Here is an 18,677-nt window from a genome sequence, read left to right on the forward strand (position 1 = left end):
TCATTGGCTCGTTCAAGGCCTGGACGGTGAGACGTTGCGCACTCTCGCAGGTCTTGACGGACGCGATCCAAACGAGGTGCGCGATGTGCTGGTCGAGGCCCTCGCGGATACGGGAACCGTGATGCCGTCCAGGTCCGATGCCCTGACGATTGTCTATACGGATATGGCGCGGTGCTGCCTCTCGGGGGAGGTCAGTGAGCGGTGTCCAACCCGAATCAAGACAGGGTGAGATCCTGTTATAGTGCGAATATGGCAATCGCTACCACGGGCGATGTGTCCGACGCCGCCCTGTGGGTCGCAGCCGCGGTAAGTTCCGGACTCTTCGTCCTGAGATTCGCGCTATTGATGCCGACGAAGCGATTCCGATGGCGAATTCCATTGGCGGCGCTGATGGGAATCGTGGTCGTCCTTGTGGTCGCGACGATCCGGGACTGGCCGACCCGTGAGGCTCTCGGCTACTTGTCCGTGGGGTTCTTCGCTCTCTTCCTTGCTTCGGTGGGGCAGGGGGCGAGCATCAGGCGATGGGCCTCGGTCGCGCACGAAAAAGGTGAGCCGGAGAGGCTTCAGCCCGGCCAGATGACGTTCGTCGTGAAAACTCTGATAATCCTCTGCCTCATGCTGTGGTTCAAATCCATGCTCGTCGCAGGCTGAATTCGCGGACCGATGTCCGACGTAGGCGTCCGCACGTTCCCTCTCGCCAGGCGACGAGAGGAAGGACACCGCCTCGCGCATACCATCGCGCGCTGCGGACTTGCCGGTGCTTTGGTCGGTGGGAGGTACGTCCACCGCACGTGGTGGGCTTCCATGGACAGCCAGGACCTCGCATCCTCAGCCTGGCACCACCTGCTTGAGCTCGTGGAACATGCGGGGGTTTCCCCCGGTGGCCTATCGACCCCGGTGACCAAAAGTGTGGGCGGCCTAAATCGGTTGCCGACCGCAATGTGAGTCGCCAATGATTGCGGCCATGGCCACGACGCGACGAGCGGACATGTTCACCGCGGACGGCAAGCCGTCTGACGATGACCCACGTGAGAACGGACCGACGCTGGGCGACGAGCGCACGACGCTGGTCGAGGCCCTGCGTTGTGCACGCCTCACGTTGGAGATGAAATGCGAAGGCCTTGATGCGGAGGCCATGGCGCGACGGTCCGTCGAGCCGTCGACGATGTCGCTCCTGGGGCTGGTGCGACATCTGGCCGAGGGCGAGCGAGCGACGTTCCGGGTGATGATGGCGGGACAGGACGTGCCCCGGCTTTTCACTTCGGACACCGACCGTGACGGTGATTTCGATGGTGCGGTTCCCGACCCGGAGGTGGTTGCGGAGGCGTGGGCCGCATGGCGCGCGGAGGTGGACTTCGCCGAGCGCTATGTGGCCGAGGCGCCCAGTCTCGACATCACCGGCGACGATCCCTTGAATCAGCATGGCAGCGGCGGAGGGTCGATGTCGCTGCGCGAGGTGCTGGTCGGAATGATCTGGGAGTACGGCCGCCACATGGGTCACGTCGACCTGTTGCGCGAACGGATCGACGGACGCATAGGCCAGTAACGCGTGCAGCAACCGGACACAGCCACGCCGTCACCTGTCGCCATCGTCATCGGTCGCAGCTTGGAGAACGGGTACGAATTTCGCCGAATTCGCCCCTGCCCTCAGGCGGACCATTCCGGGTTGTCGTCGTCCGCGGTGACCTGCACCAGGCCCGTCTGATAGGCGATGACGACGAGTTGTGCGCGGTCGCGTGCATGGAGCTTCGTCATGGCCCGCTGTACGTGGGCGCGAACGGTGAACGGGCTGAGGAACATCTGCTCGGCGATTTCCTGGTTGGACAGGCCGGTGGCGACCAGCGCCACCATCTCGCGCTCGCGCGGGGTGAGTTCGGCGAGTCGTTCGGACTGGCGGGGGCGACGTGGGGTGTTGGTGTTCTCCGGTGTCGCCAGGAAACGGGCGACCAGGGAGCGGGTCGCGGCCGGGGACAGCAGGGTGTCGCCGGCCGCGATGGTTCGTACCGCGTCCGCCAGGTCCTCGGCCCCGATCCCCTTGCCGATGAAACCGCCGGCCCCTGCGCGCAACGCCTGCGCGACGTACTCGTCGGTCTCGTACGTGGTGAGGATCAGGATGTGGCAGTCCCGTAGTTCCGGATCGGCACAGATCTGCGCGGTGGCGGTGATCCCGTCCACCCCGGGCATCCGGATGTCCATGACCACCACGTCAGGGCGCAGTTCCCGGCTGAGCCTGACCGCTTCCCGGCCGTCGGCCGCTTCACCGACGACCGTGATGTCGTCGGCGCTGTCGAGTAGCATCCGGAAGGCTCCGCGCAGCAGGGCCTGATCGTCGGCGAGCAGGACGCGCAGCGTCATGCGACGTCCCCGCGCCGCGCGGCGTCGTCCGGGGCCTCACCGCTCGGCAGAGGTTCAGCCACCGGCCGTCCGCCGTTTGCCGTCGATCGGCCGCTCGTCGTCGCACCCGTCTGCCTTTCCCGGTCGGCCGCAGCGGAACTGCGGATTGTCTCCCGTGCCGGGCGAGGCAGTTCGGCGACGACACGGAACCCGCCCTCGGGCCGCCTGCCTGCGACGAGCCGGCCGCCGACCGCAGCGGCACGTTCGCGCATCCCGATCAGTCCATAGCCGCCCGACCCCGCGGACGGGCCCGGGATCGTGTGGTCCCCCGGCCCGTCGTCGGTGATGGTGAGGGTCACGAGGTCGCGGGTCCAGACCAGACCCACCCGGGCCCGGCCGATACCGGCGTGTTTCGTCACGTTGGTCAACGCCTCCTGGATGATCCGGTAGGCGGTGAGGTCCAGGCCCGGCGGGAGTGTCCCCGCCGGACCCTCCTCGTGCACCGACACCGTGAGGCCCGTACGGCGGAACGACTCGATGAGCGTGGGCAGCTGAGCCAGCCCGGGCGCCGGTTCGGCGGGTTGGGCCCGGTCCCCCGACTGGCGCAGCAGTCCGACCGTGGCCCGCAGCTCGTCCAGCGCCTGGCGTGTCGTCTCCACCAGCTGCCGCAGGCTGGTGCGGGCCTGCTCGGGGCGGCTGTCGAAGAAGTGCGCGGCGACCGTGGCCTGTGCATTGGCAAGGGTGATCTCGTGGGCCACGAGGTCGTGCAGTTCCCGGGCGATGCGCACCCGTTCCTCGGCCACGCGCCGGCGCGCCTCGCTCTCCCGGCTCTCCTCGGCCCGCAACGCGCGCTCCTCCATGGCCGCGAGGTAGGCGCGCCGGTTCTGGGCCGAGTGCCCGAGCACGGCGGCCACCAGCGGGAAGATGACCGTCGAGCAGGTCCTGGTGACCGTGGACCAGGACAGCGGCTGCAACACCAGCCCCGCTGCCATGAGGAGTGCGGCGGAGATGAGCAGGACCGTGGTCGCGGTACGCCGCTCGGCCCGGACCGCGATCGTGTACGCCGTGATCATGGCGGGGACCACGACCAACGGAGTCAGCATCAGGTCCGCGACCATCGCCAGCACGCTGCACAGAGTGGTGACCACCATGACGGGCAGCGGTGCCCTGTGCCGCAGCGGCAGCGCGGCACAGGACACCACGGCGAGCAGATACGCGGCGATCGGCGGCGCCGTCAGCGACTCGTCGCCCCGCACGACGCTGCCCAGCAGGAAGAGCACGAACGCCGTCGTCGCGATCAGCGCCTCCCGCAACCGCTCTGCGCGCGGTTGCGGGAGAAAGCCGTTCAGGGTTGTCATGCCGGCTCAGCGTCCACCGACGGGGTTCGGTGTCGCCTCCTTGTCCGGCGCGGTCGTCTGCGGTGACAGGTAAGCGTCCAGCGACCGACCCTCGACATCGACGTTCGGAAGCACGCGATCCAGCATACGAGGCAGCTTCCAGGCCCGGTCCCCGAAGAGGGCCAGCACGGCCGGGACGATGGCCATGCGGACCACGAAGGCGTCGAAGGTGACTGCCGCGGCCATACCGAGACCCGTCGTCCGGATGTTGGTCTGGGCGATCCCGATGAACCCGGCGAAGACGCTGATCATGATGATGGCCGCCGCGGTGACGACGCGTCCGCTGTGCCGGAACCCGGTGACGATCGCGTCCTCGCCGGTCGCACCGTGCACGTACTCCTCGCGCATCCGGGAGACGAGGAAGACCTCGTAGTCCATGGCGAGTCCGAACACGACACCGATGACGAAGATCGGGATGATCGACATGACCGGTCCGGTCTGGTCGATCCCGAACAGGCTCGACGCCCAGCCCCATTGGATGACGGCGACAACGACACCGAACGCCGCACCCACCGACAGCAGGAAGCCGAGGGCCGCCTTGAGGGGCACCAGGATCGAGCGGAAGACCACCAGCAAGAGGATCACCGCGAAGCCGATGATCACGGCCAGGTAGATCACGAGTGCACCGTAGATGGACTCGGAGACGTCGACGATCACGGCGGTACGGCCGGTGACCGCGATGGACGTGTGCGTGTCGTCCTCCACGGCGTCGACGGCGCTGCGGATGTGGTGCACCAGGTCCCTGGTCTCGTCCGTGTTCGGAGCGGACGCGGGGATCGCCGTGAGGACGGCCGTGTCCTTCGCCGGGTTGAAGACGGGGGCACCGACCGAGACGACCCCGTCCACGTCCCGTACTGTCCTGGCGACCGTGTCCGCCGCCGCCTGCGCGTCGGCGGCCTGCGAGGCGTCGACGACCACGGTCAGCGGTCCGTTGAAGCCGGGGCCGAAGCCTTCGGACAGCAGGTCGTACGCCCGGCGCTGGGTGTTCGTCACCGGCTTGGACTCGTCGCCGGGGATACCGAGTTCGAGACTGAACGCCGGTACGGCGGCCACACCAAGGCCGATCACCCCCACCAGCAGCGCCGCAAGGCGTCGGCGCACCAGGAAGCGGGCCCAGCGGACAGCGATACCGGGCCGTTTTCCGTAAGCCGTGGAGGATCCGGCAGCCGCCGTGCCGGCGACGTTCGGGGCGAACGGTTCGTTCGCGACCGTGCCCCCGATGCCTGTGGACCGGCGGCCCCTGAGGTGACTGCGACCCGCGCCCAGGCTCCTGCGGACCGCGCGAGGCAGCAGCCGGTCGCCGAAGAAGCCGAACAGCGCAGGGACCAGGGTCAACGCGATGACGACGGAGATGAGCACGGTGCCGGCGCTGGCCAGGCCCATCTTGGTGAGTTCGGGGACGCCGACGACGCTCAGTCCGGCCAGGGCGACGAAGACCGTCGCGCCGGCGAAGACGACGGCGGAGCCCGCCGTACCGACCGCGCGGCCTGCGGCCTCGGCCGGCTCCCTGCCCCGGGCACGCTCGTCGCGGAAGCGGGAGGTGATGAACAGCGAGTAGTCGATGCCGACGGCGAGGCCCAGCATCAGCGACAGGATGGAGACGGTGGAGGTCAGGCCCAGGGGCCGAGCCAGGGCGAAGATCCCCATGAGTGAGATGAGCACGCCGACGAGCGCGGTCATCAGCGGCAGTCCTGCCGCGATCACCGAGCCGAGCGTGAGGAACAGCACCACCGCGGCCACGCCGAGGCCGATGAGCTCTGTCGAAGCGCCTGTCTGCGGTTGCGTCAGCAGGGCCGTGCCGCCGAACTCCACAGTCAGCCCCGCGTCCCTGGCCTGATCCGCGGCGGCCTGGAGGGTTTGCTTCGCCTCCTGTGTCAGGTCGTCGGCGCCCACTGTGTAGTTGATCCGGGAGTACGCCATGGTGCCGTCCTTGCTGACGGCACCCGAGGTGAACGGGTCGCTGACCGAATCGACCTGGGCACTTCCCTCCAGCGTGTCGAGCGCCTTCTCGATGGCCGCCTTGTCCGCTGTGGCCGTCACCTGCCGGCCGTCCGACGCCTGGAACACCAGGCGGGCCTCGGCGGCCTCGGGGTTGGTTCCGGGGAACCGCTCCGCCAACAGGTCGAACGCCTGCTGCGACTCGGTTCCGGGCATGCGGAGGGCCTCGTCCCCCGACGACGGTGCCCGCACACCGAGGAAGCCGACCACGAGGAGGACGCCGACCCACAGGACGCCCACGAGCCGGCGCCTTCGGAAGGCCCATCGCCCGACTCGGTAGAAGAAGACCGCCACCTGTCGTTTCACTCCAGACATCGCTCGCCAGGTTGGGAAAACGCGTGCGATGCACGCGGCTCCCACACTCGCTCGCGATGCCGGCCCGGACATCGTCTCCAGGACCCGTTCTCCTCTGGTGCAAGCGGACCAGTACCGCACGGCTTCTGGTGCGGATGCACTAAAAGCACTCCGACTTCCACGGAATCCGAGGCGCCGGCTCTTTGCGCAGGTGAAGGCGCCGATTTCGCCAACTGCTCCCGACGAGGCGACATTCATTTGCGGGGGTCAGCACGCGGTGGGCGTCGGCGATGGCGGACAAGGCCCGTTAAAGCCCCGAGCGGAGCCAGCGCTGAAGCCATCATGGCGGACGGCTGAGACGCAGCCTCTGTTCCGCCGGAGCGACCGCCGCAAGTCTCAGCAGGAGGGCGAGGCTCGTCTCCACCGTGTCCCATGAGCGGCCACCGCCGAATCCGACCATCGAATCGAGGTCGAATCGCTCTGCTGCGCCCGCGCTGCTCGGAGGCCGGTCGTCAGAGCCCGGGCCGGTCCGGCCGCTCGTCGCGTCGGTGCCGGGAGCGCCGGCCGTCGACGAGCACGCCGATATTGGTTCGCGTGGCGGACCCTCGCGCGCCTAGCGTGGATCCCTCTCGCCGGGGACATGCTCCGTCCGCGGCTTCGTACGAAATGGAGGTGTGGAGCGGGATGACCAGTCACCTTGTCTCGCTCTGCGTCGACGCGCACGACCCGCTCCCTCTGGCGCGCTTCTGGGCCGGCCTCCTGGGCTGGGAGATGACCGACGACCCTCGAGACGGCATCACGCTCCTGCCGAGCGATGACACCGGGTTCCGGATCCGATTTGTTGCCAGTCAGGAGCAGAAGACCGGCCAGAACCAGGCGCACTTCGATCTGACGAGCACGTCCCTTGAGGACCAGGAGCAGACGGTGGCGAGGGCGCTCGAACTGGGCGCCCGGCACATCGACATCGGCCAAGGCCCGGATGCGCGTCACGTCGTGCTCGCCGACCCCGAGGGCAACGAGTTCTGCGTCATCGGGCCGGACAACCAGTTCCTCGCCGACTGTGGATTCATCGGAGCGTTGGCGTGCGATGGTTCGCAGGAGACCGGGTATTTCTGGAGCAAGGCACTGGGCTGGCCGCTGGTGTGGGATCAGGACCAGGAGACCGCTATCCGCTCGCCGCACGGCGGCCCGAAGATCACCTGGGGTGGTCCGCCGCTCATGCCGAAGACCGGGAAGGAGCGGCTGCATTTCGACCTCGCTCCACCCGCGAGCGGTGACCAGCAGGCGGAGGTCGACCGTCTCATCTCCCTCGGGGCGACGCGCATCGACATCGGTCAGGGCGAGGTCGACTGGGCGGTCATGGCCGATCCCGACGGCCACGAGTTCTGTGTGCTGCCCCCGAGATAGCGCGCAATGCCTCCTGTGGTGCAGGAAAAATGGGTACGAACTTCGCCGGCTGCAAGGCTGAGCGCGTGAACGATGCGCACACCGTGGTCCTCGTCGAGGGCCTCAGCGACCAGTCGGCGATCAAGGCGCTGGCCGAGCGCCGGGGCCGGAACCTCGCGGCCGAAGGCATCGACGTCGTCGCGATGGGCGGCGCCACGAACATCGGGGCGTACGCCGGCAGGTTCGGCCCTTCAGGCCGCAACCTCCGGCTGGCCGGGCTGTGCGACGCCGGAGAAGAGGGCGCCTTCCGGAGGGGGCTCGAGCGCGCCGGCTTCGGGTCCGATCTCACGAGAAGCGCTCTGGAGGTGCTCGGATTCTTCGTGTGTGTGGCCGACCTGGAAGACGAGCTGATCCGCGCCCTCGGCACCGCCACGGTCGAACGGGTCGTGGACGCCGAAGGCGAGCTCCGCTCGTTTCGCACGCTTCAGAAGCAGCCCGGCTGGCGCGGACGCAGCACCCACGACCAGCTCCGCCGGTTCATGGGATCGGGCGGCGGCCGCAAGATCCGCTACGCGGGCCCGCTCGTCGCGGCGCTGGAGCCCGATCGCGTGCCGAGACCGCTGGACGCCCTGCTGGCCTACCTATGAGTCGCCTCACGAAGAGCGCGGCGGGTGAGCGCAGCTCGACAGGAGAAGCGAACGGGGGAGAGGGCCGCCTGTACAGGACGGCGGCGGAATTCCGGCCGTTTACGGATCGCCGGGGACAGGATCGCCCAGGACGGGGATGATCCCGTCTCCCCACACCGAATGCCACATCAGCGCCAGCGCCAAGAAAATGCATCCTCCGATCCCGGCGCCCAGCACGAGAGTCACCACGACCAGCTTCACCAGCGCGTACGGAAAGCGCCGAGCCGGGCCCTGGGAAAACGTCACATCGATAATCCTTCGTCATCAGTCCCGGCTGGTCAATTCTGTTCATCAAGAGACCCGGGACGCGCATGCTTCGCCGGACGCCGGGGAGCGACAGACGGGGACGGTATCGCAGGTCGATCCGGGTTTCGGGCGGGCCGATTCCCACTGTCCCGATCCGGATTTGCCGTTGAGGCTCGCGCCGGTCCCCGCCTCTGACTTCTTCAAGGACCATGGACGGGGATAGGGGAAAAGGAAAACTTCGAAAAGAGCGGCGTATGCAGTGATTTTAGATGTCCGTGGGGATCGTCGTGCACGGGTCAGGGAATGTCGGAGAGGTGACTTCGCTCCGCCACCTCCGTGATTGTCTCGGCGAACTCGACGAGCTGGAGCGCGACATCAAGCACGGTATCGACAGCATGTGCGGCAAGCTGTATCAGGCCATCGACTGGCAGCGGCGGTTCGAGGCCGATGTGTCGCACGAGCTGCGTACCCCGGTCGCGGGACTGCGGGCACAGTTGGAGGAGGCCCGGCTGCATCCCGGCGAGCTCGACGTGGACGACCTGATCGAACGGGCGCTCAGCGACGTGGAGCGGCTGCAGGCGCTGGTCGACGATCTCTACCTGCTGGCCCAGCTTCAGGCCGCCGCGCAGCCGGCCGAGCGGGCCCTGCTGGACCTCGGTGATCTCGTGCAGAGCGAACTGGCCCGGCGTACGGACAAGCACGACGTGAAGGTGCAGGTCGTGCGCGGGGTTCTGGTACGCGGCGTGGACACGCGGCTCCGGCGGATGCTGTCCGAACTGCTCGACAACGCGCAGCGGCACGCCAAGACGGTCGTGTTCGTCCAGGTCCGGCGTACGGCCCATGCGGCGGAGCTCGTCGTGGCCGATGACGGCGACGGGATCGGGGAGGAGGACCGGGAGCGCATCTTCGATCGCTTCACCCGCCTCGACGCCGCCCGCTCCCGGGACCGCGGCGGGACCGGCCTCGGCCTGGCGATCGTGCGGAACATCGTGCACGGCCAGGAGGGTGAGGTGCACGTGGAGCGGTCATCGGCCGGCGGTGCCGCCTTCGTCGTCCGGCTCCCCCTGGCTTGATGGGAGCTACCGGGTCGGTCTGATCAGGCAGACTCGGTCTTTTGACCGGTTGTCAGCACCACCCGCGCCTGGGCCGCACCGTCCCCTGCTCCTAGAGACGTACGTCGGCCCGCAGAGTGGCATCGGCCTTGTAAGCGAGCTGGACGAACGCCTTCCGGCACGTCATCGAGCGGTGCTTCGGCACCGGTAGGCCGATGACCTGGGACACCATTCGGGATCTTGCGGGCGGGGCCCGGCTCGGCTAGGTTCCCGCCGCATGCGCATCCCCCTGATCACCGCCCTGCCCGCGGTTCTGATGATCGGTCTCCTTCCCGGGACGGCGGCCGGGGAGACCACCGGTGGGCTCCAGGCACGTTCTCTCGTCCGCACATCCCCAGCGCCGGTGGAGCTCACCAGGAACCGTCTCTACGAATCCGGGCCGCTTCCCCGGAGGGCCTGCTCCGTGTCGGGACTGAAGAAGAACGACCCGAAGTCCGCCGTCAAGCACCTGCGTGCCTGGTTCGGCTGCCTCGACAGGTCGTGGCGGCCGCTGTTGAAGGACGCGAAGCTGCCCTCCGCCGCCCCCAAGGTTCGTTTCATCACCGATCCTGGCACCGCTGCGTGCGGCACCGACTGGCAGGAGGCCGGCGTGGCGCAGTACTGCGACAAAACGATTGTCATCTACCTGAAGGACAGCATCCTGAAGAAGCCGGACCTTCTTTTCCTGCTGTATCTGGCTGCCTATGAGTACGGCAACCACGTGCAGGCTCTGTCCGGCATCGCGAAGGCCGCCGACAGGCTCAAGGACAGCGCCGAGTCCGCACAGGAGTCGGAGCACCTGCGCCGTTACAACCTCCAGGCCCAGTGCTTCGCCGGGGCCTTCATCGGCAGCGTGTGGAAGTCTCTCCACCATCCCGGCAGCGACTGGCGGAAGTTCCTCGATGTCGTACGCCGCAGCGGAGACGACGTGCGGGGCGTGGAGGATCGCTGGCACGGTAAGGGTGCCACAATCGTGCGCTGGGTGAATCGCGGGTTCACCAAACCGTCCCCTGGACGCTGCAACACCTGGACTGCCGCCGGGAAATCCGTCGCCTGATGCGTGGGGTCCTGTGGCCGTCCCCCTGTAGCCGACGCGGGAGCCGTCGGGGATCGTCCCGGTTCGATGCGCTCCTTCCCATCAGGGGCGGGTGCCGGCGGCGGCGATCGCGGCCACGGCATCGGCGATCTGCTTCCGCAGCGTGGCGGGGTCGGCGGCCAGCCCGGGCTGAGTCTCGGGCCGAAGGGGCTCGCCGCCGACCAGGCGGTGGCGAGCGCCAGGATGGCCGTCAGCAGGAATTCGGGCGCGAAGCGCGCTCCCGGGCCGTCCGCGTCGCGCGCCGCCTCCATGGCCGAGACCTTCGCACTCTGCGCCGCGTTGCGCAGGGCGACCTCGCCGCTCTCCTGCATGGCTGATCACCGGAGTGAGCAGCGGCTTCGGGCGGGAGATGACCGACCAGCTCCTGCGGCGCGGTGACCGCGTCGCCGGGACGGCCCGGCGCATGGAGGCGATGGACGACCTGAGGGCCGAGTACGGCGACCGCCTGTGGCTCGCCCGCCTCGACCTGACCGACGGCCCCGCGATCGGAGAGGTCGTGGACCGGGCGTTCGCCGACCTCGGCAGGATTGACGTGGTCGTCAACAACGCCGGATATGGCCTGTTCGGCGCGGCCGAGGAGCTCACCGACGAGCAGATCGTCCACCAGATCGACACGAACCTGCTCGGCTCGATCCGGGTGGTTCCGCGCCGCGCTTCCTCACCTGCGCCGTCAGGGCGGGGGCCGCCTCATCCAGCTCTCCACGTACGGCGGTCAGGCCACCAACCCGGGCGCGTCGGTGTATCACGCGAGCAAGTGGGGCATCGAGGGGTTCATGGAGTCGACGGCCAAGGACGTCGCCCCGTTCGGCATCGGCGTGACCATCGTCGAGCCGGGCAGCGCCCGCACGCGATTCCGCGACGGGAGCTCACGGCTCGCCACGCCGATGAGCGCCTACGACGGCAGCCCCGCCGCGCTCACCCGGGGCATCCGCAACCCCGCGCTGCCGTCCGTCGGCAACGTCGCGAAGACGGCCGCGGCGATCCTCGGCTGCGCCGACCTGGACCCCGCGCCCTTACGGGTCGCCCTGCGAATCGCCCATTCCGAGAGCCGGGCCGGCCGCGCGCGTACTCTCCTGCGGCCGGAGCCGCCCGGGCTCAGGAGAACCGCTCGACGGTCACGGGCACCGGTCCCGCGTGGCGCGTCGCCGTCGTCAGCCGCCGCAGCAGCGGCCCGAGGGCCTGGACGGACGCGGTCCCCAGGTGGGCCGTGAGATCCAGGCAGCAGGCGACGCCGGGCCCGATGCGGCGCACCTCCCAGGTGAAGACGTCCGGGTCCGCTCGCAGTTCGCCTGCGCCGACGATCCGGGTCCCCGGGTCGCCGGCCTCCCCGGCGAGCGTCACCACGTCCGCGAGGAGGGACAGGCGTGGCTCCCCGGCGAACAAGACGCGGTAGACCCGCGTGTCGTGGAACCCCTCGGGGACCCGGGGCGGGGTGAGGCGCAGGGGAGGGGAGTCCGGCAGAGGCTGGTGGTCGCGGAAAAGAGCCCGCAACCGCGTCTCGCCGGGCAGCTCGCCCCCGCCGAGGCCGCGGTAGGCGGCCTCGGCCTCGCGACGGCTCACCGCGCGAGTCCGGGCGCGCAGACCGGGATCCTCGCGCATCGAGCGTCCGAAGGCCGCGGAACTCCACCAGTCACCGTCGGCCGCCGTCCACCCGGCGGTGTCCAGGCCGACGGTCCTGAAGTCGTCGGTGAGCGTGAACTCCTCGACGACGAGCGCCTCGGCCTGGGCTCCGCCCGCGTCCGCCGCCGGCATGATCAGGTAGTAGTCGAGAGCCGCCTGTGCTTCGGGCGTGGTGGTGACGGCCGCCCGCCCGCGCTCGCGTATGTCGCCGGTCATGGGCGCACCCTACTGACCTTCGCCCGTCCGTACGCCGGGCGGGCGACCCGGCGTACGAACGGCGACCCACGCGCCCGGTCCTCACCGGAACCGTGTCCGAGGGGGGAGCGGGGCGGGTCGGTACGGCACCAGCGCGGGGTCAGCGCGGCATCAGTGCGGCATCAGTGCGGGGCAGCACGACATCAGCGCGGGGGAGCGGGGCGGGGTCAGCGCGGGGTCAGCGCGGCATCGGTGCGGGAGATCAGTGCGGCATGGTGCTCATGTCCGAGCCGGTGCCCGACCCCATGCCGCCCATGCCGCCCATGCCGCCCATACCGCCCGTGCCGGTCATACCGCTCATGCCGCCCATGTCGTGTCCGGGGACGTTCCCGTTCTTGTCGGCCACCATGAAGACGCCCGCCATCCCCATGTCCGAGTGGCTCTGGACGTGGCAGTGGTACATCCAGGCGCCGGGCCCGACACGCTCCCCGGCGATCACCTGGAAGCCGAACGACTCGGCCGGTCCGGTGGTCTTCGTGTCGATGATCCGGGACGGGTCCTGCGGGCTCTCCAGCAGACCGGTGCGGTTGTCCGCCCAGCGGTGCCCGTGCAGGTGCCAGGTGTGGAAGAAGTCCCCGTGGGTGACCACGATGAACTCCACCCGCTCGCCGATCGTCGCCATGAAGTGCGGAGCCTCGCCGGGACTGGCGTTGTTGACGGTCATGTCGGTGAAGAAGACGACGAACTGCTTGTCCGGCAGGATGTCGCCCTTGCGGCGCACCACCAGCGCGCCGTACAGGCCTCTCTTGATGCCGCCGGTGCCGTGGTCGGTGCCGACGACGTGGTCGTGGTAGTGCCAGTAGCCGGCGCTGCCGGGCTCGATGGTGCCGCCCGGACGGCGGCCCGGCGCGTGGGTGCGCCAGACGTACGTGCGCCGGCCGCCCGGCTCCACCACGCTGTCGCTCATCCTCGTGCCGTCGCTGGTGAACTCGTAGTCCACGCCGTGCACGTGCAGGCTGGCGGTGACGTCGGTGTTGTTCACCAGCTCGATCTCGAGGGTCTCGCCTTCGACCATCTCGATCAGCGGGCCGGGAATCGTGGCCTTACCGGGCTCCAGGCCGTAGCCCAGCATATTGTTCGGCAACTTCTCCGCATAGAGGGTCATGCGGCGCACGTCGTCATTGCCGGGCTTGCCGGGCTTGCCGGCGACCTTGTCGGACGGCGCCGCGTCGGCCTGGCCCGCCCCGACCAGCGGTGCGAACGCGGCGGCCGTCGCGGCCGTGGTGAAGGCGCGCCGGGAGAACAGGCCTCGCGTCGTACCCCTGCCTACCTCGGTCATGGTTCCCCATTCGGTCGTGACGCCCCACTGCGGTGAGGCGAACGGCATCTCTTCGTGGCGCCGGCCTGGCGGGACCGGCCTGAACGGCGCGAGGTCTCGATGCGGTCCCCGCAGCGGGGTGGGTTCCGGCCGGTGGGCACCGGGCGGGGACCGGTCAACGAGCCTTTCGGCACCGTGTACGAAGGCTTTCGATGGAAGTACGCTCTACTTCTGCTGAAAAGTCAAGAAGTCAGTGTGTAAGTAAGAGAACTTTGTCATGGGGCTGGATGAAGTCCGGTACGGCTGCTACGTTGAGCCCGAACCGCTCACTTGACGCGACTCGACTGCCACAGTCTGCGGCGTCTGGTGGGCCGCACCTGGCCCTCGTCCCCCCGCCCGCCCACGCAACCATCCGCGACTCTCCGAAAGGCTCAGCGGTGCTTCGGCGACACCCCCCACGGCCGGCATCCGCCCCGCACGGTCCGCCCTCCCGCGTCCCGGCGGGCCTGCGGCTCAGACGGCCCCGGCCACGCCCGGGCGCCATAAGGCGTCGCCGGGCCCACGACACCCCGGCCTGAGGCCGGGAGGACCCCCCGATTCCGGTCGCCGTCCCGGCAGGACGGCCGGCGACCGTTGCACGCGATCGGTCCCCGGCGCCCGCCCACGACGGGCTCCACGACGACCACCCGCCGGCAGCGCGACGAACGGCGATGCCGCACGCCCGCGACCGGCCCCAACCGCCCTGACACGTCACCACACCGGTGACGGCCGGTCAGCGGCAGAACCGCCAGCGAGAGAAGAGGAGACCGGCAGAACCCTCGTGCCTTCCGGCATCCGCGTGCCCGGTCGCCGGCCACGGCCGGCCGGACGACCTGCGCACGGTGCTGATCCAACCCCCCGACCTGAAGGAGCGAACGATGGGTCGCAGAGACCTGCTCGTACACCCCCGGCCGCCCGCCTGGCGCCGCGCTCTCGTCACGGCGTCGAGCGCCGCCCTGACGCTGGGACTGGCGACGGTCCCCGCCACGCAGGCGCAGGCCGCACCGGCCTTCCCCGCCGCGCAACTGCAGGCGCAGGCCGTATCGGCCCACCTGCAGGCGCAGCCCAACCCACCCGAGCCGCATCCCGATAAGCCCGATAAGCCCGATAAGCCCGGCACACCCGATAAGTCGATCAGCGTGCTGGTGTTCCACGGACCCGCCAAGGAACAGAGCGACCCGGTCGAGAAGGCCGCGGACTCGATCAAGAGCCTGGGCAAGGACAACGGCTTCTCCGTCGAGGTGTCCGCGGACCCGGCGGTCTTCACCTCGAGCAACCTGGCCCGCTATCGCGGCGTCGTGTTCCTGTCCGCCAAGGGCGTGACGCTGAACGCCGCCCAGGAGGCGGCCTTCCAGGCGTACATCCGGGACGGGGGCGGCTTCGTCGGCGTCCACGACGCTGTACGCGCGCAGCCCGACTCGTCCTGGTTCACCGAACTGGTCGGCACCCGCCCCGCCGGCAGCCTGCCCCCGGCGGAGAAGGTCGTGGAGATCACGGCGAACGGCGACAACCCGCCGAACGAGACCAAAGAGAAGCTGGTCGACGGCAACAACAACAGCAAGTGGCTGACGTTCAACCCGACCGGCTGGGTCTCGCTGAAGCTGGAGCAGCCGAAGGCGATCGCCCACTACGCGCTGACCTCGGCCAACGACTTCCCCGGCCGCGACCCGAAGGACTGGACGCTGCAGGGCTCCCAGGACGGGAAGAGCTGGACCGACCTGGACAAGCGGACCGGGGAGACCTTCCCTTCACGGTTCCAGACGAAGGAATACACGTTCGACAACGGCACGGCGTACGCGTACTACCGGCTGAACATCACGGCGAACAGCGGTGAGCCCCTCATCCAGCTGGCCGAGATGCGGCTGTTCGGCCCCGACGCCGGGCCTCCGCCGGACAGCCAGGTGCAGAAGGCCACGGTGGACTTCACCGACCGCCAGCACCCGGCGAACAAGGGCCTGCCGTTCAACACCACGCGGTCCGACAAGTGGATGAACTGGAGCCCGAGCCCGCTGGGCAAGGTCCAGACGGTCGCGCAGGTCGAGGAGTGGACCTACAAGGCGGGCCTGAACGGCCACGGCGCGTTCCACCCGATCTCGTGGTGCCGCGACTACGACGGCGGCAGGTCGTTCTACACCGGCATGGGCGGCACCGAGGAGAGCTACACCAAGGACGAGCAGTTCAAGCGCCACCTCGGCGGTGCGATCAAGTGGGCGGCCGGCCTGGTCCGCGGTGACTGCCAGGCGACCATCGCGTCCAACTACAAGACCGAGCGGCTGACCGCGCAGAACCAGCCGGGTCAGCTCGACCAGATCGGCGAGCCGCACGGCCTGACCGTCGCCCCCGACGGCAAGATCTTCTATGTCGGCAAGGCGGCCTGCCCCACCGGCCCGATCGCCGACTGGAACAACCCGGACGTCGGCCTCGGCTGCGGGACGATCCACCAGTGGGACCCGAAGACCAAGCAGGTCAAGCTCCTCACCACCCTCGCCGTCATGGGCAACCGTGGCAGCGGCGACGAGCTGGTGAAGAACGAAGAGGGTCTCCTCGGCATCGTGCCCGACCCCAAGTTCCAGGAGAACGGCTGGCTGTACGTCTACTGGATGCCGCACGAGTCGATCGACAGGGACAAGCGGATCGGCAAGCGGACGATCTCCCGGTTCACCTACGACTCCGCCACCCAGACGATCGACCAGAAGACCCGCAAGGACCTGCTGCAGTGGGACACCCAGATCCACAGCTGCTGCCACGCGGGCGGTGGCATGGCCTTCGACAAGCAGGGGAACCTCTACGTCGGTTCCGGCGACAGCAACTCCTCCGGCGGATCCAGCGGTTACTCCGGGAACAACTGGACGCAGGACTACAAGGGCACCTCGTTCCAGGACGCCCGCCGCACCGCCGGCAACACCAACGACCTGAACGGCAAGATCATCCGTATCCACCCGGAGGCCGACGGGACGTACACGATCCCGAAGGGCAACCTGTTCACGGGTAAGGAAGAGGGCGGCGGCAAGACCCGCCCGGAGATCTACGTGATGGGCGTACGCAACATCGCGCGGCTCCAGTGGGACAACGCGAACGACTGGCTGACCGCCGGATGGGTCGGCCCGGACGCGGGCGGCCCGAGCGAGATCTGGGGCCCGGCGAAGTACGAGACCGCGACGATCCTCACCTCAGCCGGCAACCAGGGCTGGCCCTACTGCATGGGCGACAAGCAGCCCTACCGCGACCGCAGCAACACCGACGCCACGCAGCCCGCCGACTGGTACGACTGCGACAACCTGAAGAACACCTCGCCGCGCAACACCGGCCTGGTCGACCTCCCGCCGGCCCGCGACAACATGATCTGGTTCTCGCCCCAGGGCGGCGGCCCGGTCTATCCGAAGCGGACCGACGGCAGCGGCCTGCCGACCTACAAGCTGGGCGACGAGACCTTCACCGAGCCCTACCTGTCCGGCGGCGGCCAGGCGGTCATGTCCGGGCCGACCTATCACCGCTCCGAGGTCGACACCGACAGCGGCGTCGCGTGGCCGGCGTACTGGGACAACAAGTGGTTCATCGGCGACGAGTCCAACGCGAACAACCGGGTCGCGGTCACCGTCGACCCGAAGGGCGTCAAGGACGCGAAGCCGCCGGCCTTCGCCGAGGACCTGCGGTCCATCATCCAGCCCGGCGGCGGCGCCACCCAGCTGCAGGCGTGGATGGACGCGAAGTTCGGCAAGGACGGCGCGCTGTACATGCTCGACTACGCCGGTGGCTTCTTCAGCCTGCACCCCAACCAGAAGCTGATCCGCATCACCTATCAGGGTGGTCCGGCGACGCCGAACCCGAGCCTGGCCACGGTGCGGCCGGAGCGGCAGAGCACGCCGAAGACGGTGGTGTTCTCCCACACCAGGGCCGGCGGCGTGAAGTGGGAGTGGGACTTCGGCGACGGCAGCAAGCCCTCGACCGAGGCCGACCCGACGCACACCTACAAGGACTTCGGCACCTACAAGGCCAAGCTGAAGGTCACGTACGCCGACGGCGAGGTGGCGACCGGCGAGGTCACCGTCGAGATCGGCTGCCCGGCGCCGGACGGCAGGCCGACCGTGCGGCTGCTGGACACCGACACCGGCGTGGCCAACCGCGCCGTCGGCGGCGGCTGCACGATCAACGACCTGATCGACGACGAGCGCATGTGGTCGAACCACGGCGAGTTCGTCAGGCACCTCAACGACATGGTCAACGAGTTCCGCAAGGCCGGCGTCATCGACAACAAGGAGGCCTCCGCGCTCAGCAAGGCGGGCGCGCAGTCGGAGATCGGCAAGACGAACGGCTACGAGACCATCTTCGACGGGACCGCGCAGTCCCTGCAGGGGTGGTCGCAGGCGCCGTCCGGCCAGTTCACGCTGCAGAGCGACGGCAGCATCCGCACCTCCGGCGGGCTGGGCATGCTGTGGTACTCCGACAAGGCGTACGCCGACTTCTCGCTGCGGCTGCAGTTCCGTGACATCGCGCCCGGCACGGCCCGGGCCAACACCGGCGTGTTCGTCCGGTTCCCCGACCTGCGGACCCCGCTGGACCAGCGTCCGGCCGGGAGCTGCGGCACGACCGGATCGGCCCGTACGTCCCAGGCGTGGGTCGCGATCTACTGCGGCCACGAGATCCAGATCTATGACGGCGACTCGGGCGAGCCGCAGAAGACGGGCTCGATCTACAACTTCCAGCCGGTCACGCTCGACAAGGCGGGGGCGACCCCGAAGGGCCAGTGGAACGACTACGAGGTCCGGGTGGTCGGGCAGCACTACACGATCATCCGCAACGGCGTCGTGATCAACGAGTTCGACAACGCCCCGGGCAAGAGGTCGTCCCGCGACGGCGACCCCGCCACGGACCTGCGCCAGTTCGTCAGCGGGTTCGTCGGGCTGCAGAACCACAGCAACACCGACCTGGCGGAGTTCCGCAACGTCCGCGTTCGCGAGCTCTGACCCGGTGGCCGGG

At 69.1% G+C, this 18,677-nt stretch carries 15 protein-coding genes and 1 pseudogene; 10 read left to right on the plus strand and 6 right to left on the minus strand.

The window, feature by feature from the left end; translation table 11 throughout:
• The 3 genes from FLX08_RS41585 to FLX08_RS28645 all read left to right on the plus strand — a co-directional run.
• Positions 1–229: hypothetical protein (locus tag FLX08_RS41585; RefSeq protein WP_208761721.1), on the plus strand; the 229-nt coding region annotated here is incomplete at its 5' end.
• Positions 230–249: 20 nt separating this feature from the next.
• On the plus strand, positions 250–651 hold the full coding sequence (locus FLX08_RS28640; RefSeq protein WP_142623285.1) for a hypothetical protein: 402 nt from the start codon (positions 250–252) through the stop codon (positions 649–651).
• Positions 652–988: 337 nt separating this feature from the next.
• The gene (locus FLX08_RS28645; protein WP_208761722.1) at positions 989–1,546 is read left to right on the plus strand and encodes a DinB family protein; all 558 of its coding nucleotides are present in this window, start codon (positions 989–991) and stop codon (positions 1,544–1,546) included.
• 101 nt (positions 1,547–1,647) lie between these two features.
• On the opposite strand, the gene FLX08_RS28650 is transcribed toward FLX08_RS28645, so the two are convergent.
• From FLX08_RS28650 to FLX08_RS28660, 3 genes are read right to left on the minus strand one after another with little or no spacing between them, the layout of a single operon-like run.
• The gene (locus FLX08_RS28650; RefSeq protein WP_142623289.1) at positions 1,648–2,355 is read right to left on the minus strand and encodes a response regulator transcription factor; all 708 of its coding nucleotides are present in this window, start codon (positions 2,353–2,355) and stop codon (positions 1,648–1,650) included.
• The gene (locus FLX08_RS28655) at positions 2,352–3,692 is read right to left on the minus strand and encodes a sensor histidine kinase (protein WP_142623291.1); all 1,341 of its coding nucleotides are present in this window, start codon (positions 3,690–3,692) and stop codon (positions 2,352–2,354) included. The genes FLX08_RS28650 and FLX08_RS28655 overlap by 4 nt, the downstream gene beginning before the upstream one ends.
• 6 nt (positions 3,693–3,698) lie before the next feature.
• The gene (locus tag FLX08_RS28660; protein ID WP_244312961.1) at positions 3,699–5,969 is read right to left on the minus strand and encodes an MMPL family transporter; all 2,271 of its coding nucleotides are present in this window, start codon (positions 5,967–5,969) and stop codon (positions 3,699–3,701) included.
• 738 nt (positions 5,970–6,707) lie between these two features.
• On the opposite strand from FLX08_RS28660, the gene FLX08_RS28665 reads away from it, so the two are divergent.
• On the plus strand, positions 6,708–7,430 hold the full coding sequence (locus tag FLX08_RS28665) for a VOC family protein (RefSeq protein ID WP_142623293.1): 723 nt from the start codon (positions 6,708–6,710) through the stop codon (positions 7,428–7,430).
• A 65-nt stretch (positions 7,431–7,495) separates the two neighbouring features.
• Positions 7,496–8,056, plus strand: a complete 561-nt coding sequence (locus tag FLX08_RS28670; RefSeq protein WP_142623295.1) for a TOPRIM nucleotidyl transferase/hydrolase domain-containing protein — start codon at positions 7,496–7,498, stop codon at positions 8,054–8,056.
• Between the two features lie 99 nt (positions 8,057–8,155).
• Here FLX08_RS28670 and FLX08_RS28675 read toward each other — a convergent pair whose 3' ends face one another.
• A complete protein-coding gene (locus FLX08_RS28675) occupies positions 8,156–8,341 on the minus strand; it encodes a hypothetical protein (RefSeq protein ID WP_142623297.1) in 186 nt (61 codons plus the stop codon).
• 314 nt (positions 8,342–8,655) lie between these two features.
• Here FLX08_RS28675 and FLX08_RS28680 point away from each other — a divergent pair, with 314 nt between their 5' ends.
• From FLX08_RS28680 to FLX08_RS43490, 4 genes and pseudogenes are all read left to right on the plus strand, one after another.
• On the plus strand, positions 8,656–9,414 hold the full coding sequence (locus FLX08_RS28680) for a sensor histidine kinase (RefSeq protein ID WP_167530611.1): 759 nt from the start codon (positions 8,656–8,658) through the stop codon (positions 9,412–9,414).
• A 256-nt stretch (positions 9,415–9,670) separates the two neighbouring features.
• Positions 9,671–10,489, plus strand: a complete 819-nt coding sequence (locus FLX08_RS28685; RefSeq protein ID WP_142623301.1) for a neutral zinc metallopeptidase — start codon at positions 9,671–9,673, stop codon at positions 10,487–10,489.
• A 355-nt stretch (positions 10,490–10,844) separates the two neighbouring features.
• Positions 10,845–11,159, plus strand: a pseudogene (locus FLX08_RS43485) (SDR family NAD(P)-dependent oxidoreductase); the annotation flags it as partial.
• Complete coding sequence (locus tag FLX08_RS43490; protein WP_425280648.1) at positions 11,083–11,739, plus strand: SDR family NAD(P)-dependent oxidoreductase; 657 nt, start codon at positions 11,083–11,085, stop codon at positions 11,737–11,739. The pseudogene FLX08_RS43485 and the gene FLX08_RS43490, both read left to right, overlap by 77 nt.
• Here the strand turns inward: FLX08_RS43490 and FLX08_RS28695 are convergent.
• Together FLX08_RS28695 and FLX08_RS28700 are read right to left on the minus strand one after the other, a co-directional pair.
• A complete protein-coding gene (locus FLX08_RS28695; RefSeq protein WP_142623303.1) occupies positions 11,624–12,364 on the minus strand; it encodes a hypothetical protein in 741 nt (246 codons plus the stop codon). The genes FLX08_RS43490 and FLX08_RS28695 overlap by 116 nt on opposite strands.
• Before the next feature lie 241 nt (positions 12,365–12,605).
• Complete coding sequence (locus tag FLX08_RS28700; protein WP_142623305.1) at positions 12,606–13,682, minus strand: multicopper oxidase domain-containing protein; 1,077 nt, start codon at positions 13,680–13,682, stop codon at positions 12,606–12,608.
• Between the two features lie 896 nt (positions 13,683–14,578).
• Here FLX08_RS28700 and FLX08_RS28705 point away from each other — a divergent pair.
• Positions 14,579–18,664: a ThuA domain-containing protein gene (locus FLX08_RS28705; protein WP_142623307.1), complete on the plus strand. Its 4,086-nt coding sequence runs from the start codon at positions 14,579–14,581 to the stop codon at positions 18,662–18,664.
• Positions 18,665–18,677: the final 13 nt, after the last annotated feature.

This window comes from Microbispora hainanensis, assembly GCF_006874475.1.
Taxonomy (GTDB): Bacteria; Actinomycetota; Actinomycetes; order Streptosporangiales; family Streptosporangiaceae; genus Microbispora; species Microbispora hainanensis.